Origin of the sequence: Nesterenkonia sp. E16_10 (assembly GCF_017347085.1) — a bacterium.
Taxonomy (GTDB): Bacteria; Actinomycetota; Actinomycetes; order Actinomycetales; family Micrococcaceae; genus Nesterenkonia.
In genome coordinates, this window is record NZ_JADPSA010000011.1 from 18,721 (window position 1) to 40,204 (window position 21,484).

The window sequence follows — 21,484 nt, forward strand, 5'->3', positions numbered from 1 at the left end:
TCAGTGCTCCTCCTCCTGCTCGGCCCAGGTGCGGTTGCTTCCGGAGAGCACGATGTCCCAACGGTAGCCGGTGTTCCATTCATGCTGGGAGACCGAGTGGTCATAGGTGGCGACCAGGCGATCGCGGGCCGCCTGGTCGGTGATGGACTGGTAGATCGGGTCCAGGGCAAAGATCGGGTCCCCGGGGAAGTACATCTGGGTCACGATCCGCTGGGTGAAGTCGGTGCCGAAGAGCGAGAAGTGGATGTGCGCCGAGCGCCAGGCGTTGTTGTGGTTCTTCCACGGATACGGGGCCGGTTTGATGGTGGTGAAGCTGTATTCGCCGTCGGGCCCGGTCAGGGTGCGTCCCACTCCGGTGAAGTTGGGGTCCAGCGGAGCGGGGTGCTGGTCACGCTTGTGCATATAGCGTCCTGCGGCGTTGGCCTGCCACATCTCCACGAGCTGGCCGGCGACGGCGCGGCCGTCCCCGTCGATCACTCGGCCGGTCACGATGATCCGTTCCCCGATGGGCTCGCCGTTGTGCTGGATCGTGAGATCGGACTCCAGTGCGGAGACGTCGCGGTGGCCGAAAGCGGGGCTGTGCAGCTCGATGTCCTCGGGGTCCGCGTGGTGCAGGGACTTCGTGGGATGGCGCAGCAGCGAGCTGCGATACGGCGGGAAGTTCAGCCGGGCGTTGGTCTCCACCGGAGCGCCGGCGTCGCGCTGAGCTCGATACTCCGCGTGGATGGCGGCGATCTCCGTGTCGATCTCCGCCTGGGACAGGACGGCGGCGTCCGGGTCGGTGTTCTTCTCGGCCATGGGGCTCTCGCTCCTCGAGGGGGATCCGCGGCGGAGATCGCCGGGGTGTGACGTGGTTCTCGTTCAGTCTGCGGGCTGGAGGACTCGACCCGCCACACGATTGCCATTCAATGGCTCAGCCCGTCCAGGGCGCGGCTGATTCCGCGCCCGGCGGTCTGCAGCGCCATCAGGAACTGCGGGATCTCGCGGGAGCCGCGCGGCACCACCACGGTGAGCGCGGCCACCGCGTGGCCGTCGGCGCCCAGCACCGGCACCGAGACCCCCGTGGTCTCGGCGTTGATCATCCCGCTGAGCTGGGCATGGCCCCGGGTCCGCGCCTCCGCGAGCTCCCGTCGCAGCTGCGGGCGGGACTCGGCGATCAGCTGCTGCCTCGGAGCCCACCAGCGGTCCACCACATGGGCCGGGGAATGTGCCAGCAGCACGTGACCCATCGAGGTCAGGTGGGCCGGCATGGTCGTGGCGACCTCCGCCGGGTTGACCACCGCCCCGTGGCGCGAGATCCGCTCCACGATCAGCACCCCGTGCTCATCGAGCACCGCGAGCTGGGTGGTCTGCCGGACCACCGCGTTGACATCGTGCATGAAGGGAAGCGCCGAGGTGCGCAGCGTCCGGCTGATCGGGGCGCGCTGCGCGATCTCCCAGAGCCGCTGGCCCAGGACCAGCTCCCCGGAGGCCGTGGTGGCGAGCAGCCCATGGGCGCGCATGGTGCGCAGCAGCCGGTATCCGGTGGTCCGAGGCAGCCCGGCCGCGTCGATCAGCTCCCCGGCAGGAAGGCTGGGCCGGGTCTCGAGTGCCGCGAGGATGCGCATCGCGCGATCCAGGACCGCGTCACCGCTGGGCGAGTTTGCCATGAGCCAAGCCTAGCCGCGCCCCGGAAGGGCAAGGCTGATCTCATTCAATGATCCACCGGTGACGAACTTCAGGCTGGGATTGTGCCCTGGGTCACGAGGGGCTAGCGTCCAACGGGTTCTGTGAGCTGAGCCACGGAACGTCACCACCGTGCAAGGAGATTCCCCATGACCCAGACCAGCCTCCGCGAGTCCATCGACTCTCGCCCGATGAGCCGCTACCAGTGGTTCGTCGTCGCCCTCGCCACCGCCCTGATGGGCCTGGACGGCTATGACGTCCAAGCCATGGCGTTCACCGCCAACCCGGTCTCCGCGGACCTGGGTCTGACCGGCACCGAGCTGGGCCTGCTGCTCAGCGGGGGCCTGATCGGCATGGCCCTGGGCGCGATCTGGGTGGGCCCTTTCGCGGACCGCTTCGGACGGCGCCGCATGCTCATGATCGCGATGATCATCAACGCCGCGGGACTCTTCCTCTCCGCCACCGCCTCCTCCATGCCGGAGCTGATGGCCTGGCGGATCATCACCGGACTCGGCGTGGGCGGCATCCTGACCTCCGGGACCGTGCTGGTCTCGGAGTACTCCAACGCGAAGTACCGCGGCCTGTGCATGAGCATCTATGCCGCCGGCTACCCGGTGGGCGCCACCCTGGGCGGCCTGGCCGCCATCCCGCTGATCGGGAACTTCGGCTGGCAGGCGGTCTTCCTGCTCGGCGGTGCCGTGACCGTGCTGGCGGTGATCTTCGTCTGGCTCAAGATGCCGGAGTCTCTGGACTTCCTCGGCGCCCGCGCCGCCAGCCCGCAGGCGGCCGGAGACGGCTCCGAACAGCGCCGCGCCGAGGCGATCGCCGGCCGGATGGGGATCACCGGGCCGGTGATCCTGGAGAACCTCGACACCGAGGCGAGCCAGACGCCGGGGCGCTCCAAGAACTCCTACGCGCAGCTGCTCAACCCGGAGAACCGGCGCAGCACGTTGCTGCTGTGGGCGATGTTCTTCATCGTGATGTTCGGCTTCTACTTCGCCAACACCTGGACCCCGCAGCTGCTCACCGAGGTGGGCTTCTCCACCGACGAGGGCATCATGGGCGGGATCATGCTGATGATCGGCGGCACCATCGGCGCGGTCCTCTACGGCGTGTTCGCCTCCCGCTGGGACGTGCGTCGAGTCCAGGCGGCCTTCGCCCTGGGCTCCGGGGTGATGTTCATCGTCTTCATCAACGCCACCGCCTGGCTGCCGGCTGCGCTGGTCGCCGGGATGCTGCTGGGCATGATCATCAATGGCTGCATCTCGGGCATCTACACGATCGCCCCGATGACCTACGCGCCGCGGCTACGCTCCACCGGAGTGGGCGTCGCCCTGGGCGTGGGCCGCACCGGCGCGATCATCGCGCCGATCGCCGTGGGCGCCCTGCTGGACGTCGGCGCCACCCCCACCGCGCTCTACACCGGTGCCGGGATCATCGTCGCGCTGGCCGCCGTCGTCGTGCTGCGGATCTCGCTGCACCAGCGCACGGCCAGCGAGCTGCGCGCCCAGGCGCTGGCGGGCCGGGGATGACCCCGACCGTACCGGGGTCGAGCGCGGACGTGGAAGCTAGCATGTGATCCATGGCGAACTCCCGCACCGGTGATTCGGTCCTGGCCCGGCTGGATCGGGTGCTCTCGACCTTCTCGGCGGCCGACAGCCTGCTCAGCGCCGCGGAGATCGCGCGGCGCACGGGCCTGCCGCCGGCCACCGCGCACCGGCTCTGCCGCGACATGGCCGAGCTGGGCTGGCTGGAGTCGCTGCCCGCCGGATACATGGTCGGCACCCGGCTCTGGGAGATGACCAACCGCTCGGCGCCGACGATGAAGCTCGCCGTGCGCGCCCGGCCCTATCTCTCGGATGTGCACACCGTGATGGGTCAGCATGTGCAGCTCGGCGTGATCGAAGGCCATGAGGTGCTCTTCGTGGACCGACTCTCGGCGCGGGAGGCCCCACGCATCCACGGCGGCGTGGCCGGCCGGTTGCCGCTGCATGTCTCGGCCACCGGCCTGGTGCTGCTGGCCCATGCCTCGCCCGAGTTCCGCACCTTCTACCGCACCCACCACCGGGAGGCCGCGCCCTCGCAGATCATCTCCGAGGACCGGCTGGAGCAGGTGCGCCAGCAGGGCTACTGCGCGCAGACCGGGGTGATCGAGCGGGAGGTCACCGGCGTCGCGGTGCCGATCCGGCAGCGCGGCCGCGCGGTGGTGGCCGCCCTGGGCGTGGTCACCGATGACGACGACGTCGCCCGCCGTCCCGCGCCCTGGGTGCAGATGCTGCAGATCGCTGCCCGGGGCATCCAGCGGGAGATCAGCGGCAGGACCTGACCCCAGGCCCCTCGGCTCATCGCATTCAATGGGATTCATGTGGCGCCGGGCACATCCGCTGAGCAGACTGGTCTGCACCGGGCCGAACCGGCGGGACCGGAAGACGCCTGGACCGCGGCGGCCCATCGAGAGGGAGACCCATGACCGAACATAGAACCCGAGTCGAGGTCGGCATCGTGGGCGGCGGCCCGGCGGGGCTGATGACCGCGCTGCTGCTGAAGCGTCGGGGCATCTCCGCCGCGGTGATCGAGACCCGCACGAAGGACACGATCCATCACACCCAGCGTGCGGGGATCCTCGAGGCCGCCACGGTGAACATGCTCCTCGACGCCGAGGTCGGGTCGCGCGTGCTGACGTCGGGCCATGAGCATGAAGGCACGGTGCTCAGCTTCGACGGCGAGCAGCACCGCATCGACTTCCAGGCCCTGGTCGGACGCTCGGTCTGGCTCTACCCGCAGAACGAGGTCTTCTTCGACCTGGCCAACGCCTGGGAGCGCGAGGGCGGGGAGATCCATTGGGCCGTCACCGACACCCAGGTCCATGGCGTGGAGACCGCGGCTCCGCGGATCAGCTTCACCGATGCGGCGGGCCAGGAGCGCAGCATCGAGGCCGATCTGATCGTCGGCACCGATGGGTCCCGCTCCATGTGCCGGAAGCTGATCCCCGAGCAGGTCCGCACCGATCACTTCATCTCCTACCCCTTCGCCTGGTTCGGGATCCTGTGCGAGGCGCCGCCGACCGCCCCGGAGCTGATCTACGCGAACTCCGAGCTCGGTTTCGCGCTGATCTCTCAGCGCAATGAGACGGTCCAGCGGATGTACTTCCAGTGCGACCCGGACACCGATCCGCAGAGCTGGTCCGAGGACGCGATCTTCGACCACATCCAGGCGGTGCTGGGCACCGAGGGCGGGGTCCAGCTCAAGCGCGGACCGATCATCGAGAAGACCGTGCTGCCCTTCCGGTCCTATGTCTGTGACCCGCTCAGCCATGGCCGGCTGGCGCTGGCCGGGGATGCCGGTCACACGGTCCCGCCGACCGGGGCGAAGGGGCTGAATCTAGCCTTCGCCGATGTGCGGGCGCTGGTGCCCTGTGTGGAGGAGTTCATCACCGAGCTGCGCGCCGACCGAGCCGAGACCGGGACCGGGACCGGGCCCGGGGGAACCGGGACCGGGGGAACCGAGTCCGGCGATACCGGCTCGGGCATCGAGACCCCGGCGGCACTGCGCCGCTATTCGCGCACCGCCCTGGACCGGGTGTGGAAGGCGCAGAACTTCTCCTACTGGGCGACGAATCTGCTGCACCGTCAGCCCGAGGAGAACCCCTTCACCCACCGACGACGCCGCGGCGAGTTCGACGCGATCACCGGCTCGGTGTACGGGCAGGCCTACTTCGCGGACTCCTACACCGGATGGAGCGACTGAGCCGTCACGGGACCGGGGCGTTCGGACCGCTCGAGGCCCGCCCGGACCGCGAGCGCCTCGGCTATCGCGGCTCCAGCCGGATCGCGCCGTCGAGCCGGATGGTCTCGCCGTTGAGCATCGGGTTGCCCACGATGTGCATCACCAGCCGGGCATAGTCCTCGGGCGCACCGAGTCGAGCCGGATGCAGAGTCTTGGCGCGCAGCGACTCCTTGGCCTCCTCGGGCAGACCCGCCATCATCGGGGTCTCGAAGAGCCCGGGCGCGATGGTCATCACCCGGATCGCGTGGCGGGCGAGCTCCCGGGCCGCGGGAAGCGTCAGCGAGGCCACCGCGCCCTTGGAGGCCGCATAGGCGATCTGACCGATCTGGCCCTCGAAGGCCGCCACCGAGGCGGTGTTGACCAGCACCCCGCGCTCGCCGTCCGAGGGCTCGTTGGACGCCATCGCGGCGGCCGCCTGGCTCATCAGATTCACCGTGCCCCCGACGTTGATGGCCAGGACTCCCATGAACTGCTCACTCGAGAGCGGGCCGTTTCGGCCCAGCAGCTTCCCCGGCGTGGCCACCCCGGCGCAGCTCACCGCGACCCGCAGCGGCCCCTGTTGAACTGCGGCCGCCACAGCCTCGCGGGAGGTGGCGGGATCGGTGATGTCCCCGGGCCAGAAGCTGGCATGCTCGCCGAGCGAGGCCACCGCCTCGGCCCGCGCCGTGCTGTCCCCGGCGTCGGGCAGGTCCACGACGACCACCTGCATCCCGGCGGCGATCAGCGTCTGGGCGGTGGAATGGCCCAGGCCTGAGGCACCTCCGCTGACGACCGCGCTGGCTCCAGAGAGTTCCATCCGCGTCTCCCTCTTCCTCGCCTCGATCCCGCCGCACCGGCCCAGATACCGGTCGCAAGAGCGATAGTTGCACTTCCAATAAGTCGAGCTTAGGCTAACACAGTGAGAGCTGAATCACATGCGCCACCAGGTCGATCAGCACCTCGGCAGGCAGCCCCGAGGCTGATCCCGACGCGAAGGAGCACCTCCATGACGGATCTGACCCACTTCATCCATGGCAGACACGTGCCCGGCGCCTCCGGGCGCAGCCGCGAGGTCTTCAACCCGGTCCGCGGCGAGGTCACCGCCCAGGTCCCCCTGGCCAGCGCCACGGAGGTCTCTCAGGCCGTCGACTCGGCCCAGGCTGCCTTCAGCGAGTGGTCGGCGATGAACCCCCAGCGGCGCGGCCGCATCCTGCTCAAATGGGTCGAGCTGATCAGCACCCACCGTGAGGAGCTTGCCGAGACGCTCTCGAACGAACATGGAAAGACCTTCGAGGACGCCAAGGGTGACATCCAGCGCGGCGTGGAGGTCGTGGAGTTCGGCGCCGGAGCACCCCATCTGCTCAAGGGTGAGTTCTCCCATGACGCGGGCACCGGCATGGATGTCCACAGTCTGCGTCAGCCCCTCGGGGTCGTAGCCGGGATCACCCCGTTCAACTTCCCCGCCATGATCCCGCTCTGGAAGGCCGGGACCGCTCTGGCGGCGGGCAACACCTTCGTGCTGAAGCCCTCGGAGCGCAACCCCTCGGTGCCGCTGCGCCTCGCTGAGCTGGCGCTTCAGGCCGGGATGCCGCCGGGCACGCTGAACGTGATCAACGGGGACAAGGAAGCGGTGGACGCGCTCATCGAGGACCCCCGGGTGAAGGCGATCGGATTCGTCGGGTCCACCCCGATCGCCCAGTCGATCTACACCGCGGCCGCCGCGCAGGGGAAACGCGCCCAGTGCTTCGGCGGCGCGAAGAACCACATGGTGATCATGCCCGATGCCGATCTCGATCAGGCCGCCGACGCACTGATCGGTGCCGGCTACGGCTCCGCCGGTGAGCGGTGCATGGCCATCTCCGTCGCGGTGCCTGTCGGGGAGGCCACGGCCGAGGCGCTGCGCGCCAAACTCCTGGAGCGCATCGAAAAGCTCGTGGTCGGGCCCTCGCTGGATCCCTCCAGCGACTTCGGCCCGGTCGTCGGCGCGGACGCCAAGTCCCGGATCGAGGGCTATATCGGGCTCGGCGTCGAAGAGGGTGCCGAGCTGGTGGTGGACGGGCGCGGCGTCGTCGTCGAGGGCCACCCGGACGGGTATTGGATCGGCGCCACGCTCTTCGACCACGTCACGCCGGCGATGCGCATCTATCAGGAGGAGATCTTCGGTCCGGTGCTGTGCATCGCCCGGGCTCGCGACTACGAGGAGGCCCTCCGGCTGCCCACGGAGCACCAGTTCGGCAACGGGGTGGCGATCTTCACCCGCGACGGCGACACCGCGAGAGACTTCACCTCCCGGGTGGAGGTGGGGATGGTCGGGGTGAACGTGCCGATCCCGGTGCCCATCGCCTACTACACCTTCGGCGGCTGGAAGGCCTCCGGGTTCGGGGACCTGAATCAGCACGGCGAAGATGGGCTGAAGTTCTACACCAAGACCAAGACGGTCAGCACGCGCTGGCCCTCGGGCACCAAAGAGGGCGCCCGCTTCACCATGCCCGAGGGGAGCTGAGCCATGGCGGTCGATCCAGGAGGCGCTTCGATGACCAGCACCACCGGCGGAACCCCGGCACACCCCAGCGTGGCGTTCATCGGACTCGGAAATATGGGCGGCCCGATGGCGGCGAACCTGGTCCAGGCGGGCGTGGCGGTCGCTGGCTTCGACCTCAGCGCCGACGCCGTGGCGGTCGCCCGCTCCAACGGCATCGAGACCGTCACCGACCCGCTCGAGGCCGTGGCGACCTCGGACGTGGTGCTCACGATGCTGCCCTCCGGCAAGCACGTGCTCTCGGCCTATCAGGACTCCCCCGGCCTGCTCTCTGCTGCCCGGCCGGGGACGATCTTCCTGGACTGCTCCACGATCAACATCTCCGAGGCGCAGCAGGCCGCGGAGCTGGCCGAGCGCGCCGGCTTCCGGGCCGCCGACGCACCGGTCTCCGGGGGCGTGGTGGGCGCGGAGGCCGGAAGCCTGGCGTTCATGGCCGGGGGCCGGCCGGAGGTCTTCGAAGAGATCCGCCCGCTGCTGGAGATCATGGGCGCTCGAGTGGTCCACTGCGGCGGCAGCGGCCTGGGCCAGGCCGCGAAGGTCTGCAACAACATGATCCTGGGCGTCAGCCAGATCGCCGTGGCGGAGGCCTTCGTCCTGGGCGAGCGACTGGGACTGGACCACCAGGCGCTCTACGATGTGGTCTCCCACGCATCGGGGCAGTGTTGGGCGCTGACCACCAACTGCCCGGTCCCCGGGCCGGTGCCGAGCTCCCCGGCGAACCGGGACTTCACGCCTGGCTTCGCCGGTGCCCTGATGGCCAAGGACCTCACCCTCGCGACCAACGCGCTACAGGAGCAAGGCGTCGACGCGCAGCTGGGACGACTCGCCGCGGCCATCTTCACCGAGTTCGCCCAGGGCCCCGGGGCGCGGCAGGACTTCTCCGGCATCATCAACACCATCCGAGACAACTCCCACCACCCAGGAGCATGAGGCATGACCGAATATTCCACGATCCTGGTCACCACCGCCGCACGGGTCGGGCGGATCACGCTGAACCGGCCGGAATCCCTGAACGCCCTGAACACCCTGTTGATGCAGGAGGTGGTCCGCGCCGCAGGAGAGTTCGACGCCAGCCCGGAGATCGGAGCGATCCTGATCACCGGCTCGGACAAGGCGTTCGCGGCCGGCGCCGACATCACCGAGATGGCGGAGCAGGATCATCAGGGAATGTATGCGGCGGACTGGTTCCGCCCCTGGGACGACCTGACCCGGCTGCGCACCCCGATCGTGGCCGCGGTGAACGGCTACGCGCTGGGCGGAGGGTGCGAGCTGGCGATGATGGCCGATGTCATCGTGGCCGGGGAGGGCGCGAGATTCGGTCAGCCCGAGATCAACCTGGGGGTGATCCCGGGGATGGGCGCCTCACAGCGACTGACCCGCTCGGTGGGCAAGGCCAAGGCGATGGACATGATCCTGACCGGACGGCGCATCCATGCCGAGGAGGCCGAGCGCATCGGCCTGGTCTCACGAGTCGTGCCCGATGCGGACACCCTCGCGGAGGCCACAGCGGTCGCGGAGCTGATCGCCTCGAAGTCCAAGCCTGCCGCGCAGATGGCGAAGGAGGCCGTGGGCGCGGCCTTCGACTCCACGCTGCATCAGGGCCTGATGCTCGAGCGGCGGATGTTCCATGCGATGTTCTCCCTGGAGGATCAGTCCGAGGGCATGCGCGCGTTCCGCGAGAAGCGGGAACCGCAGTGGCGACATCGCTGACCCAGCGGCTCAGGGGGGGAAGTCGCCCGCTCGCTGGCGGAAGTTCGCCAGGATGGTGTTCAGCTGATCGATCTCTTCCGCCTCGAAACCGGTGTCCTCGAAAAGCTGCTCATTGAGCGCCCGGGTCGCCTGCTCGGCCACCTGCTTGCCCTCCGGGGTCAGGACCAGAAGCATGGCGCGTCGGTCGGAGTCGTGCGGCTCCCGGCGCACCAGACCCGCGGACTCCAGCCGGTCCACGGCATTGGTGATCGACGTCGGGTGGACCTGAAGCAACTGGCTCGCCTTGTTCATCGGCAGCCGCTCCTCACGGGAGAACCCCAGCAGTGCGAGCACCTCGTAACGGGCGAAAGTCAGCTTGAACGGCTTCAGGATGTCCCTCGCTCGCCCCAGCAGGATCTGCTGGGTCCGCATGATGGCGGTCACCGCCGCGGCCGGGGCGGCCGCGGCCGTCCATCCCTGAAGCTCCCAGTTCTTCTGGATCTCGGCGATGGGATCCTTCGCAAGCGGGGGGTGCATGAAGGGCGTCTCCTTGTTCGTGCTCGGTCCGAGCATTCTTTGGATGCACCGGAGTTTATCCGGGAATCAGCAACGGTCGGACGTGCTACCACCCTTCGGGGCGCACCGTGATCTGAGTGGCCGCTCAGCAGGTCGTCCTCAGGGGCGCTTGAGTCCCAGGTCGGCCTCGCGGTATTCCACCCCGAATCCTTCTCGTCCCGCCCCGGCCTCGGCGCGCTGCTCCTCTGAGGCACGCAGCTGCACTCGCCGGATCTTGCCCGAGATCGTCTTGGGAAGTTCAGAGAACTCGATGCGCCGGATCCGCTGATAGGGCGCCAGTCTGGTGAGCGCGAACTGCAGGATCTCGGTCGCGGTCGCCTCGTTCGGCTCCCACCCGGAGGCCAGCGTCACATACGCCTTGGGCACCGCCAGCCTGAGCTCGTCCGGCGCTGGCACGATGGCGGCCTCCACCACGGCCGGGTGTTCGATGAGCACCGACTCCAGCTCGAACGGCGAGACCTTATAGTCGCTGGACTTGAAGACGTCATCGGCCCGCCCGACGTAGGTGATCACCCCGTATTCGTCACGGGAGGCGATATCCCCGGTGTGGTAGTACCCGTCTCGGAAGACCTCCGCGTTCTTCGCCTCGTCGCCGTAGTAGCCTTTCATCAGACCGACCGGACGTGGGTCCAGGGCGAGGCAGATCTCTCCCTCATCGGCTTCCGCACCCGAGACCGGATCGATCAGGACGACGTCGAATCCCGGCAGCGGGACACCCATGGCACCGAACTTCACCCGACGACCCGGAGGGTTGGCGATCTGCAGCGAGGACTCGGTCTGCCCGAAGCCATCGCGGATCGTGCGCCCCCACGCCCGCTGGACCTGTTCGATGACCTCCGGGTTCAGCGGCTCTCCGGCCGAGACCGTGACACGAGGCGGCCGCTTCAGCTGCGTCAGGTCCGCCTTGATCAGCATCCGCCAGACCGTGGGCGGGGCACAGAAGCTGGTCACGCCGGCGGACTCCATGGAGCGCATCAGGGCCGCGGGATCGAACCTGCTGAAGTTGTACAGGAAGATGGTGGCCTCGGCGATCCACGGTGCGAAGAAGTTCGACCACGCGTGTTTGGCCCAGCCCGGCGAGGAGACGTTCAGATGCACGTCTCCAGGCTCGAGTCCGATCCAGTACAGCGTGGAGAGGTGCCCCACCGGGTATGAGGTGTGGCTGTGCTCGACCAGCTTGGGCTGCGAGGTCGTGCCCGAGGTGAAGTACAGCAGCATCGTCTCGTCGGCGGCGGTCGGCACGAGCTGCTCAAGTTCGGGGGAGGCCGCGTAGGCCTCCTGGTAGGGATGCACGGTGCGGCCGGGCACCTCAGGCGGCTCCGCCGCCTGCCGATCGGCATACACACCGGGCACATGCAGGAGCGCGTAGTCGCCCTGGACCTGGGTAAACTTGCGCAGCGTTGCGGAGTCCCCCACGACCCAGCTCGCTTCGGCCCGGCTGACCCGGTCCTCCAGGTCATGCGGGCCCATCTGGGTCGTGGTGGGGATCAGCACGGCGCCGAGCTTGATCGCGGCCAGCATCGTCTCCCACAGCTCGACCTGGTTCCCCAGGATCAGCAGGATCCGGTCCCCGCGCCTGACCCCGATGCCGGTCATCCAGTTGGCCACCCGGTTGGAGTCCTCACTCAGCTGCGCGAAGCTGCGGGTGAGCCGTGATCCATCTTCTTCCAGGATCACCAGCGCGTCCTGGCCCGATCGCTCGGGACTCCTTGCCACCTGATCGAACCAGTCGAAGCCGAAGTTGAAGTGGGTGAACCGGGGCCAGACGAAATCCCGTCGAGCGCGCTCCCAGTCCTGCTGAGCACCCACAAGCTGGTCCCGTGCTGCGCGGAACTCTTCGGTGACTGTCATGGTGTTTCTCCTCGAGGTGTACGTGACGCCGGTCACTCTAGAATATACTTGGAAGTCATATAGTCGGTAAAGATGCAGTTGTACATGCAGTGAGATGTCCCTCGGACCTCCCGGACCGGGCCCGCCGCACGATAAGGAGACCTCGATGACCATGCAGGAAGCCAAGGGCGCCGCAGACCTCGTCTCTGAAGACCCGGACCTGATGCAGCTGGCTCGCCACCTGAGCCCGGCAGAGCGGGACCGGCTGGGCATGATCGACGAGTACGCGCAGCGCAACATTCGACGACAGTCCCTCGAACCCTGGAACGAGGGTGACCTTCCGCTCGAGATGCTTGCCGGACTGGGCGGCGTCGGGCTGGGCGAACTGTGCCTCGACGGCTCCTCGCCGCTGTTCCGCGGGCTTGCCCACGCCTCGCTGGCCCGCGCCGACATCTCGATCTCTGCGGTCATCGGCATTCATAATGAGCTCATCGTCGGCATGATCCACGCCCTGGGCTCGCAGCGCCAGCGTGAGGAATGGCTGCCGGCGCTGCGCGAGCTGCGCAGCTTCGGCGCCTTCTGCCTCACCGAGCCCGATCACGGCTCGGACGTGGCCGGCGGACTGGCCACCTCGGCGACCCTGCGCGGCGGAGAGTGGCGCATCCAGGGATCCAAGCGTTGGATCGGCATGGGCACGGTGGCCGACGTCGCCCTGGTCTGGGCTCGGGACACCGCGGACCGGCAGGTCAAGGGCTTCCTGGTGCCCACGTCGAGCGCGGGGTACCGGGCCCAGAAGATCAGGCACAAGACCGGTCTGCGCATCATGCCCAACGCAGACATCGAGCTCGATGTCATCGTGCCGCAGGATGCGCTGCTGCCGGGGGCGACCTCCTTCGCCGCGGCGAACGAGGGGCTGCGCAGCTCGCGGGCCTGGGTGGGTTGGCAGGCGGTCGGGGCCCAGCAGGCGCTGCTGGAGATCGCGCGGGACTATGCGCTGCGGCGCGACCAGTTCGGCGTGCCGCTGGCGTCGTTCCAGCTCATTCAGGCCGCGCTGGGCCAGGTGGCGGGAAACCTGGCGGTCTCGACCTCGTATATGGCAGAGCTGACCCGGTTGCAGACCGATCGTGGGCTGAGCATGATGCATGCCTCGCTGGGCAAGGCCACGCTGACCCGGCTGGCACGAGAGTCTGCTGCCGCGGCGCGGGAGATCTTCGGCGGAAACGGGATCCTCAGTGATCACGAGGCGGCCAAGATCGCGGGCGACATCGAGGCGATCTACACCTATGAGGGCTCCCACAGCATCAACCTGCTGATCGCCGGACGTGAACTGACCGGGGTCTCCGCCTTCGCGCCGCACCGCAGGACCTGAGCCGGAGGCGCCCCTGGCTCGGCGATCCATGGCCCGCTGGAGCGCCCCGGTGGCTCAGCCCTCGTATTCCTCCCCGATGATCAGGGTCACGAAGCTGGCCTGGTCGTGGGATTCCACGGTCCCGGCCCCGAAGCTCTCGGCGAGCTCCTCGGCGATCGCCTGCTCGGCCTCTCCGGAGCCCGCGGGGTAGACCACGGCGGGGGTCTCGGCGCGCTCTTCGAAGTTCCAGTCGCCGTTCCAGACCACGTTGTAGTCCAGCTCCTCGAGCTCCGCGCTCATCGATGAGGCGCCGCCCTCGATGCCCTGGTAGTTGGCCACCTGGACCGGGGTCTCGGTGTCGCTGGCCGGCTGCGGCCCGGCGGGCTCCTGCTCCGGGTCTGCTTCACCCTCGGCTGCATCCCCATCCTCATCCTCGGCCTGGTCTTCGGATTCGGTCACCGCGTCCTGGTCCTCGGCGGTGGTGTCCGCCTCCGGGTCCGAGAACATCGGCATGATGAAGTAGGCGAAGGCCCCGACCAGAAGCACGAACACCGCCAGAAGTCCGATCCAGCGCAGACCGCTGCCACCGGCCCCGCCCGTTCCGGCGGCGCCTGGAGCCCGGTGCTTGCCGGCCTCTCCCGTCTGGTACGGCGGGACGTCGTCGAACTCGTCGTGCGGATGCTGGCTCATAGGTCCTGTCCTCAAGGTGCGGGAGCGATGCTTGGTGCTGCGATGCTCGGTGCTGGGATGCCCGGTGCTCGGTGCTGCGCTGTTCGACGGCGCTCAGCGGCGGGTCGCCCGGGCGCGATGCCGGGCGTCTCGCTGCCGGCGCAGGCGCTTGACCAGCATCGGGTCGTGGGCCAGCGCCTCCTCCGTGTCGATCAGCCGGTTCAGCGCCTGGTAGTAGGCCACGGCTGACATCTGGAGCGTCTCGGTGATGGCCTCGTCCTTCGCGCCGGCGTATTTCCACCACTGGCGCTCCAGGTCGAGCATCTTCTTCTCCTGTTCAGTGATCATCTCCCCGTCATCCTACGGCTGGGCGGCGCGCATTGCAGGAATATCGACGCGCATGGATCCGCCGGTGTCTTGAACCGGCTGGGCGTCCTATGGTGGAGGCGATGACATCTGAGACTGAACTGATCGCCCCCCTGGAAGCAGGATGGCAGCGAGCCCTGGCTGGGCAGTCCGCGCACTTCGAGACCGTCCGCGAGGAGCTGACCCGACGCCGCGAGGCCGGGGAGCAGGTGCTTCCGGCTCCGGAGCTGGTGCTGCGCGGGTTCCGGCAGCCCTTCGACGCGGTGAAGGTGCTGATCCTGGGTCAGGACCCCTACCCGACCCCGGGCCACGCCATCGGCATGTCCTTCGCGGTGGACCCCGAGGTCCGTCCGCTGCCCCGGAGCCTGGGCAACATCTTCACCGAGCTCGAGTCCGACCTGGGGATCCCGCGCAGTCCCCACGGGGATCTCACGGCCTGGGCGCGGCAGGGGGTGCTGATGCTCAATCGGGTGCTCACGGTCAGCGCGGGTGCACCGGCCTCGCACCGCGGCATCGGCTGGGAACCGATCACCGAGGCGGCGCTTCAGGCTCTGGTGGGGCGCGGCACCCCGCTGGTCTCGATCCTCTGGGGCGCCGATGCCCGCAAGCTGGCCCCGCTGTTGGATCGCGGGGCGCACACGGCGGTGATCACCAGCCCGCATCCCTCACCGCTCTCGGCGCGGCGAGGATTCTTCGGCTCGCGGCCGTTCTCGCAGGCCAACGAGGCGCTGCGCCGGCTCGGCGCAGAACCGGTGGACTGGCGGCTGGACGCGGAAGGCTGATCAGCCGCCCCGCCGCGCAGGGCGCAGAGCCGTGCATGCCGGCAGGGCGCAGGGCCGCGCAGGCTCGCCGACCATACAAGGCCCGACCGGTCAGCGGCGCCGGGTCCGGGAACGCTCATGGGACTGCAGACCGGCGGTGAACGGTCGCATCAGGACATCACCGAGCACGATTCCGGCAGCGATCGCCATGATGATGATCATGGCATTGAACAGCTCGGTCAGCCCGCCCATCATGCCCACGGTGGAGGCGTCCATGGCGATCTGATACATCCCCCGGAAGACCATCAGCCCGGGAAGCATGAACATCATCGCCGGCACCGCGACCACCAGCTGGGGCGAGCCCATGCGCAGCGCCAGGACCCGTCCCAGCGCCCCCACCACCACGGCTCCGAAGACCGGGGTGATGCGTTCGCCCAGACCGATGACCTCGGCGGCGTAGTAGGCGCAGAAGCCCAGCGCCGAGACCGCACCGATCGGCAGCAGCATCCGCCAGCTCGCCTGTTCGACCACGGCGGCGGCCACCGCGGCCAGGAACACCAGCGCCACCAGGACCGCCGGGTGGTAGAGCCGGGTCAGGCCCACCGCCACCTCGATCTCCGGGGCCCCGAGCATGTTGGCGATCACCACCGCGGCCATGATGCCGGAGGTCATCCCGGCGAAGGCGATCATCGAGGACATCAGACGACCGGCAGCTGTGATCGGGAACCCGTTGATCCCGTCTTGGATCGCCGAGACGATCCGGGCTGAGGGCAGCAGGATCATCAGCCCGCCGGCGACCACCATGGACGGACGGATCGGCATGTCCATCGCGAAGGCCCCCATCGCAAACGAGGTCGCCATGAACCCTCCGGCCGCCAGCCCGAAATACTCGGGCACCCTCCAGGTGGCGAGCTGTCGGGTGGTCCAGAGCACCAGGATCGTGGCGAGGAAGCCCATCGAGGCGTCCAGCAGCGGGGCTCCGAGGAAGGCGGCGAAGAAGCTTGCGAAGATCGCACCGCAGATGGTGACCATCCAGCGGGGATACGGCTTGGGCTCGCGAGTGATCTCCCGCAACCGGTCCTCGGCGTCGCTGCGGGTAAGCCGGCCGGCGATGATGTCGGTGACCAGCTGATGCACCGAGGCGAGCGCCCGGAAGTTGTTCGACCAGGACCGCACCACGCGCACCCGGGAGTACGGGATCTTCCCGTCGGGCGCCCAGTTCAGACTGATCGACTGGTTGGTGATGTCGGCGTCGGTGTTCTTCATGCCGAAGGCCGCCGTGACCGCGATGATGGAGGTCTCGACCTCCAGCGCGCCGGCTCCGTAGCGGAACAGCGCCTCACCGAGATCCAGCACGAAGGCGATCGTGGCCAGCTCGTCGGTCTCCACGTGCGCCTCGGCCTGATATGGGTTCTCGAACGGCGTGCCGGCGAGCCGATCGAGGATCGGCACCGTCCCGGTCGCCGCACGCTCGGCCTGCATGATGCGGCGCAGCACCTGGGGCGAGCGCGGCCTGCGGTCAAAGACTCCCGGGTCGAAATCAGGGTCACGTCGGCCCGAGCCGCCCAGCCGGGACTTCAACCAGGAGGGGCGCTGCACGGCGTGGCGCCGCGGGGAGTGGCTCAGCGGAGACTGCCGCAGCGGCGCGCCCGGCGCGCTGTGCGGCAGGCTGATCAGTCCCGAGCTCGCCGGCTCCTGCGGCACACCGGTCCGCTGGGCATGCGAGGTCGTGGTCTCCTGCGGGCCGGTCGGGATCTGCGGACCCAGCGCATCGGTCTGGTGCCAGTCACCGGTGGTCGGGAAGGCGTAGTGGTCTGTGGGCCCGGTCGGGCTGTGCGGGGTGGTGTAGGACTGCTCGAAGCTGGGGTCGGCGACATACTCGTGCCGGGCCGCTTCGTTCTCGTCCTGCTCCGCGGCGCGCGCCACCGCCTCGGCGTCGTACTCCTCCCATTCCAGCGCCGCCTCGGCTTCGGCAGAGGCGTGCCAGGAGGAGGCGAAGGAGCTGCGCAGGGTCTGCACGAAGCCGGTGGGGGTCTCCTCGAGGATCTCCTGGGTGGAGTGGACCACCGGGATATGAGTGACGTCGGCAGTGGGCTCTGCGCGCACCGGGTCGATCGCCTCGGCGATGTAGCCCCCCGTAGGGTGCCGTTCCGTGTGTTCGGATGCCACGAACCCTCCTCGCAGGCGACAGAACCACAAAAGGACCCTGGCAGATGCCGGGGCCTAGCGGGGTGTGTGAGTGATGTTGCCTGGAGTGCAGGCGAAGAAAGTGGATCTGAATGGACTCGAACCATCGACCTCTCGCGTGTGAGGCGAGCGCTCTAACCAACTGAGCTACAGATCCTGAGGCACCTGCACGCGGTATTCCGCGTTCACGTGCCTCAGAAGATTACCACCTGTTCAGACTCAGGACGAAACCGAGGCCAGCGCCTCCGGGATCGCGGTCTCGCCGTCGAGGAAGTTCACCGTGGCGCGCACCGCGGAGCCGCTGCGCAGGGTCTCGGTGATGACCTCGGCGACGTTCTCCCGGGAGGTGTCCTTGGAGGCGTCCTCTCTGGACATGACCTCACCTGCGGTGGCCGGGGCGAGCACCGTGATCTTGTGGCTGGCCGGCTCCAGGGTCAGCGCGCCCGGACCCAGGATGGTGTAGTCCAGGCTGGTGCCGCGCAGGTGCCGGTCGGCCTGATGCTTGGCCAGCGCGTAGGGGTAGAACGAGCTCGTCGGATCCACGGTGTTGATGTCGGTCTCGCTGCGGGCGTAGGAGACCATCACGTAGCGCGAGACGCCGGCCTCGACCGCGGCATCCATGCTGCGCACCGCGGCCTCGTGGTCCACGGCCTTGGTCCGGGCGGGGTTGCCGCCGCCGGCACCGGCGGAGAAGACGACGGCGTGCGCGCCGGTGAAGGCCTCGACCAGCTCTGCGGAGTCGGCGGACTCGATGTCGAGGACCCGGGGGGCAGCGCCGGCGTCGGTGACGTCCTGGGCCTGGTCGGGGTCCCGGATCAGGGACTCGACGCTGAAGCCGGCCTCGACCAGCTTCGGTGCGGCCAGCAGTGCGATCTTGCCGTGGCCGCCGATGATGACGACGCGCTGGGATTCAGCCATGGTGTTCTCCTTCGCGATCAGGGATTGCCTGCTCAAATCGGGGTCCGCCAGATCCTGATGCTTCCGGCGGCTCTCCTCTCACAACGTCTGCGCGAGCGCACTATTCCTTAGACTGTGTGGCGTGCCAGCCCCGCCCCCGCCGATGACCCCTGCTGCGCCCGTGCCGCTGCGCCGCTCCCCTGCTCTGCGGACCGGGCTGTCCATCGCCACCGCGATCTCGCTCTACGGGGTGTCCTTCGGGGCGCTCTCCACGGCGGCGGGCATGACGCTGTGGCAGACAGTGGCGCTCTCGGCGCTGCTCTTCAGCGGCGCCTCCCAGTTCGCCTTCATCGGCATCCTGGCCTCGGGCGGCACCGGAGCGGCGGCACTGGGTGCGGCGGCACTGCTCAGCGGGCGCAACACCATCTACGCGGTGCAGATGAAGGCGCTGCTGAACCCGCGGGGGTTCAAACGGCTCGCCGCGGCACAGCTGACCATCGATGAGTCCGCGGCGGTGGCGATGTCGGCCCCGGATCCGGTGGAGCGACGTCGAGGCTTCTGGGGCGCCGGCATCGCCTGTTACCTCTTCTGGAACCTCGCCACGGTGCTGGGCGCGCTGCTCGGTGACGTGATCGCCGAGCCCGAGGCGCTGGGGCTCGACGGCGCCGTCGTCGCCGCGTTCCTGGGGCTGCTGTGGCCGCGGCTGAAGTCGCTCGACGCCTGGGCGCTGGCGGTCCTGGCCGCACTGGTCACCACGGTCACGATGCCCCTGCTGGCGCCTGGGATCCCGGTGCTTGCAGCCGCCGTCGTGGCTGTGGCGTGGGGACTCGCGTCCAAGGGGGCCCGCGCATGAGCCTGTGGTTCTGGGTGCTGGCGGCCTGCGCCGCGGTCTACGCCACCAAGCTGTTGGGCTACCTGGTGCCACAGAGCTGGCTGGTCCATCCCGCCGTGGGGCGGGTCTCGGCGATGCTCACCATCGGCCTGCTCGCCGCCCTGGTGGCGATGAACACCTTCTCCGCCGAAGCGTCGGTGACCATAGACGCCCGGCTCGGCGCGCTGCTGGCAGCGGCGCTGGCGCTGCTGCTGCGCGCCCCGTTCATCCTGGTGGTGCTGGTCGGGGCCGGCGCCGCCGCCGGAATCCGCGCCCTGGGGTGACTCGGAAGGGTCACCGGTGAAGCCGTCCCAGGCGCAGCCCCTGCGGGTCCAGACAGGGCGAGCCTCGGTCGGTCCGCATCTGCGGACCGAACGGGGCTCACCGGGGTCGGGGCGATCAGCCCTCGGCGCTCAGGCGAGCGTGCTCAGGACGGGGTAGTCAGGAGGAGGTGCTCGAACCCGCCTGTGCGCGATCCTCGACATCGGTGTCCGCAGCCTCCGGGACGACGGCCTCGGAGTTGGTCTGGGCACTCCCGTTGCCATCAGCGTCCGCAGCGGCCGGGGTGGTTCCGCCGGAGACCGAGGCCGTGACCTCGGCTTCGGCGTCGGCCTCCGCAGCAGGGTCTGCAGCGGGGTCGGCAGCAGGGGTGGCTCGCAGGGTCGTGGCCAGGATCAGCGTGCCGATGCTCAGCGCCGCGGCCAGCCGGAACGCGACCCGGAAGCCTTCGACGGCGGCGTCCTCGGGGTTCATCCCCGAGTTCACTGCCGCGGCGGTGCCCAGACCGACGGCGGCGACCAGCGCGGCCGTGCCGATGGCTGCGGCGAGCTGCTGCAGGGTGTTCAGCGCCGCGGTGCCGTGAGAGTACAGCGCCTTGGGCAACGGGTTCAGCGCCGTGGTGAAGGCCGGGGTGAACAGCAGCGCAAGCCCGGAGGAGAGCAGCAGGTGCAGACCGAGCACCATCCCCACAGGGGTGGTCGGTGAGAGCAGGCTCATGCAGAACAGCGCGATGATCAGGATCGAGGCGCCAGGGATCACCAGCGGCTTCGGCCCGACCCGGTCGTAGAGGCGCCCCACGAAGGGAGCCATCAGTGCCATCAGCAGTCCGCCGGGCAGCATGATCAGGCCGGTCTGCAGCGTGTCCAGGCCGCGGATGGTCTGCAGGAACAGCGGCAGCAGGATCAGCGCACCGAAGAGCGCGATCATCATCAGCAGCATCATGCCCAGGGCCCGGGTGTACATGGTGAAGGCGAAGGGCTTGAGATTCAGCAGGGCGGAGTCGGTCTTCTGCAGCTTCACCTGCAGCAGTCCGAAGCCGATCAGACACAGCACACCGATGATCAGCACGGCGATGGCCACCGGGTCCACGCCGGGCGCTGCGTCTGCGGAGACCTCCTGGGTCCCGTGTCCGCCGCCGATCTGGCTGATGCCGTAGACCACGCCGCCGAAGCCGGGAACCGCAAGCAGCAGCGAGGGGATCGAGAGCCGCTTGCCGACCGTGCCGGGATCCTTGTTCAGCCGCGGCCGGCCCAGGAAAAGGGCGATCACCGCGATGGGAAGGATCATCAGGAACAGCCAGCGCCAGTCGGCCAGATGCAGGATCAGCCCCGAGAGCGCCGGCCCGGTGGCCGGAGCCACCGAGATCACGATCGAGATGTTGCCCATGACCACTCCACGGCGGTGCAGCGGCACCAGGGTGAGCACGGTGGTCATCATCAGCGGCAGCATGATCGCGGTGCCGCTGGCCTGGACCACCCGGCCTGCGAGCAGGACCTCGAATCCTGGGGCGGCTGCGGCGAGCGCGGTGCCGAGGATGAACAGGCCCATGGCCGCGGTGAAGACCGCACGCAGGCTGTAGCGCTGCATCAGGAAGCCGGTGATCGGGATCACCGTGGCGAGGGTGAGCATGAAGGCTGTGGTGAGCCACTGGATGGTCGGCTCGGTGACCTGGAACTCGACCATCAGCGGCTGCAGCGCCACGTTCATCAGGGTCTCGTTGAGGATCATCACGAAGGTGGAGACCAGCAGCGCACCGATGGTGAGCTTGTCGGCCGAAGGCAGCTTGCCGTCCTCGCGCGCCGGCCGGGCGCTCTGGGCCTTCACCTGCGGTGAGACGTTATTGGGTGAAGCGGGCACAGATCCTCCATAGAACACGAAAGAACCCCAGAGCGGTTCACCACTGGGGTGATACCACTCTGGGGTTTTCAGAGCCCCCTGCCGGGTTCGAACCGACGACCTGCTGTTTACAAGACAGCTGCTCTACCAGCTGAGCTAAGGAGGCACGGCACTCCGCAGGGCGGGGTGCCAGTCACCGATGGTAT

20 protein-coding genes and 2 tRNA genes are annotated in these 21,484 nt (G+C 68.8%); 10 read left to right on the top strand and 12 right to left on the bottom strand.

What is annotated here, in order from left to right; genetic code table 11:
* Both pcaH and I2487_RS03650 read right to left on the bottom strand, forming a co-directional pair.
* Positions 1–798 carry a protocatechuate 3,4-dioxygenase subunit beta gene (gene pcaH / locus I2487_RS03645; protein WP_207170014.1) on the bottom strand — a complete coding sequence of 266 codons (798 nt, stop codon included), beginning with the start codon at positions 796–798 and terminating at the stop codon, positions 1–3.
* Positions 799–905: 107 nt separating this feature from the next.
* Positions 906–1,649, bottom strand: a complete 744-nt coding sequence (locus I2487_RS03650; protein ID WP_207170015.1) for an IclR family transcriptional regulator — start codon at positions 1,647–1,649, stop codon at positions 906–908.
* 165 nt (positions 1,650–1,814) lie between these two features.
* Here I2487_RS03650 and I2487_RS03655 point away from each other — a divergent pair, with 165 nt between their 5' ends.
* The 3 genes from I2487_RS03655 to I2487_RS03665 all read left to right on the top strand — a co-directional run bounded on the left by I2487_RS03655 (position 1,815) and on the right by I2487_RS03665 (position 5,412).
* Positions 1,815–3,197 (top strand): MFS transporter, encoded by a 1,383-nt coding sequence (locus I2487_RS03655; protein ID WP_207170016.1) that lies wholly within the window; start codon positions 1,815–1,817, stop codon positions 3,195–3,197.
* A 50-nt stretch (positions 3,198–3,247) separates the two neighbouring features.
* The gene (locus tag I2487_RS03660) at positions 3,248–3,991 is read left to right on the top strand and encodes an IclR family transcriptional regulator (RefSeq protein ID WP_207170017.1); all 744 of its coding nucleotides are present in this window, start codon (positions 3,248–3,250) and stop codon (positions 3,989–3,991) included.
* A 140-nt stretch (positions 3,992–4,131) separates the two neighbouring features.
* Positions 4,132–5,412: a 4-hydroxybenzoate 3-monooxygenase gene (locus I2487_RS03665; protein ID WP_207170018.1), complete on the top strand. Its 1,281-nt coding sequence runs from the start codon at positions 4,132–4,134 to the stop codon at positions 5,410–5,412.
* 61 nt (positions 5,413–5,473) lie between these two features.
* Here the strand turns inward: I2487_RS03665 and I2487_RS03670 are convergent, their stop codons facing one another.
* Positions 5,474–6,247 carry an SDR family NAD(P)-dependent oxidoreductase gene (locus I2487_RS03670; RefSeq protein WP_207170019.1) on the bottom strand — a complete coding sequence of 258 codons (774 nt, stop codon included), beginning with the start codon at positions 6,245–6,247 and terminating at the stop codon, positions 5,474–5,476.
* 189 nt (positions 6,248–6,436) lie between these two features.
* Between I2487_RS03670 and I2487_RS03675 the strand changes: the two genes are divergently transcribed.
* Genes I2487_RS03675 through I2487_RS03685 form a run of 3 tightly spaced genes read left to right on the top strand, consistent with a single transcriptional unit; the run spans position 6,437 to position 9,679 of the window.
* A complete protein-coding gene (locus I2487_RS03675) occupies positions 6,437–7,933 on the top strand; it encodes a CoA-acylating methylmalonate-semialdehyde dehydrogenase (protein WP_207170020.1) in 1,497 nt (498 codons plus the stop codon).
* A gap of 30 nt (positions 7,934–7,963) precedes the next feature.
* The gene (gene mmsB, locus I2487_RS03680) at positions 7,964–8,899 is read left to right on the top strand and encodes a 3-hydroxyisobutyrate dehydrogenase (protein ID WP_207170021.1); all 936 of its coding nucleotides are present in this window, start codon (positions 7,964–7,966) and stop codon (positions 8,897–8,899) included.
* 3 nt (positions 8,900–8,902) lie between these two features.
* Positions 8,903–9,679 (top strand): enoyl-CoA hydratase-related protein, encoded by a 777-nt coding sequence (locus I2487_RS03685; RefSeq protein ID WP_207170022.1) that lies wholly within the window; start codon positions 8,903–8,905, stop codon positions 9,677–9,679.
* A gap of 9 nt (positions 9,680–9,688) precedes the next feature.
* Here the strand turns inward: I2487_RS03685 and I2487_RS03690 are convergent, their stop codons facing one another.
* A complete protein-coding gene (locus tag I2487_RS03690) occupies positions 9,689–10,195 on the bottom strand; it encodes a MarR family winged helix-turn-helix transcriptional regulator (RefSeq protein ID WP_207170023.1) in 507 nt (168 codons plus the stop codon).
* A 138-nt stretch (positions 10,196–10,333) separates the two neighbouring features.
* Entirely contained in the window at positions 10,334–12,085 is a 1,752-nt protein-coding gene (locus tag I2487_RS03695; RefSeq protein WP_207170024.1) for an AMP-binding protein, read from the bottom strand.
* Positions 12,086–12,230: 145 nt separating this feature from the next.
* Here I2487_RS03695 and I2487_RS03700 point away from each other — a divergent pair, with 145 nt between their 5' ends.
* Positions 12,231–13,433, top strand: coding sequence for an acyl-CoA dehydrogenase family protein (locus tag I2487_RS03700; RefSeq protein WP_255545916.1), 1,203 nt, complete (start codon positions 12,231–12,233; stop codon positions 13,431–13,433).
* 54 nt (positions 13,434–13,487) lie between these two features.
* On the opposite strand, the gene I2487_RS03705 is transcribed toward I2487_RS03700, so the two are convergent.
* Positions 13,488–14,102, bottom strand: a complete 615-nt coding sequence (locus I2487_RS03705; protein ID WP_207170025.1) for a LytR C-terminal domain-containing protein — start codon at positions 14,100–14,102, stop codon at positions 13,488–13,490.
* 93 nt (positions 14,103–14,195) lie between these two features.
* Positions 14,196–14,429, bottom strand: a complete 234-nt coding sequence (locus I2487_RS03710) for a DUF3263 domain-containing protein (RefSeq protein ID WP_207170026.1) — start codon at positions 14,427–14,429, stop codon at positions 14,196–14,198.
* 101 nt (positions 14,430–14,530) lie between these two features.
* On the opposite strand from I2487_RS03710, the gene I2487_RS03715 reads away from it, so the two are divergent.
* Positions 14,531–15,229: a uracil-DNA glycosylase gene (locus I2487_RS03715; protein ID WP_207170027.1), complete on the top strand. Its 699-nt coding sequence runs from the start codon at positions 14,531–14,533 to the stop codon at positions 15,227–15,229.
* Positions 15,230–15,319: 90 nt separating this feature from the next.
* Here the strand turns inward: I2487_RS03715 and I2487_RS03720 are convergent, their stop codons facing one another.
* From I2487_RS03720 to I2487_RS03730, 3 genes are all read right to left on the bottom strand, one after another.
* Entirely contained in the window at positions 15,320–17,377 is a 2,058-nt protein-coding gene (locus I2487_RS03720; protein ID WP_207170030.1) for a threonine/serine exporter family protein, read from the bottom strand.
* A gap of 101 nt (positions 17,378–17,478) precedes the next feature.
* A tRNA-Val gene (locus I2487_RS03725) sits at positions 17,479–17,552 on the bottom strand.
* 62 nt (positions 17,553–17,614) lie between these two features.
* Positions 17,615–18,313: an SDR family oxidoreductase gene (locus I2487_RS03730; RefSeq protein WP_207170031.1), complete on the bottom strand. Its 699-nt coding sequence runs from the start codon at positions 18,311–18,313 to the stop codon at positions 17,615–17,617.
* 121 nt (positions 18,314–18,434) lie between these two features.
* On the opposite strand from I2487_RS03730, the gene I2487_RS03735 reads away from it, so the two are divergent.
* The gene (locus I2487_RS03735; protein WP_345941326.1) at positions 18,435–19,145 is read left to right on the top strand and encodes an AzlC family ABC transporter permease; all 711 of its coding nucleotides are present in this window, start codon (positions 18,435–18,437) and stop codon (positions 19,143–19,145) included.
* Positions 19,142–19,447 (top strand): AzlD domain-containing protein, encoded by a 306-nt coding sequence (locus I2487_RS03740; protein ID WP_207170032.1) that lies wholly within the window; start codon positions 19,142–19,144, stop codon positions 19,445–19,447. The genes I2487_RS03735 and I2487_RS03740 overlap by 4 nt, the downstream gene beginning before the upstream one ends.
* Before the next feature lie 157 nt (positions 19,448–19,604).
* On the opposite strand, the gene I2487_RS03745 is transcribed toward I2487_RS03740, so the two are convergent.
* Entirely contained in the window at positions 19,605–21,299 is a 1,695-nt protein-coding gene (locus I2487_RS03745; protein ID WP_345941327.1) for an MDR family MFS transporter, read from the bottom strand.
* Positions 21,300–21,371: 72 nt separating this feature from the next.
* Positions 21,372–21,444, bottom strand: a tRNA-Thr gene (locus tag I2487_RS03750).
* Positions 21,445–21,484 lie beyond the last annotated feature (40 nt).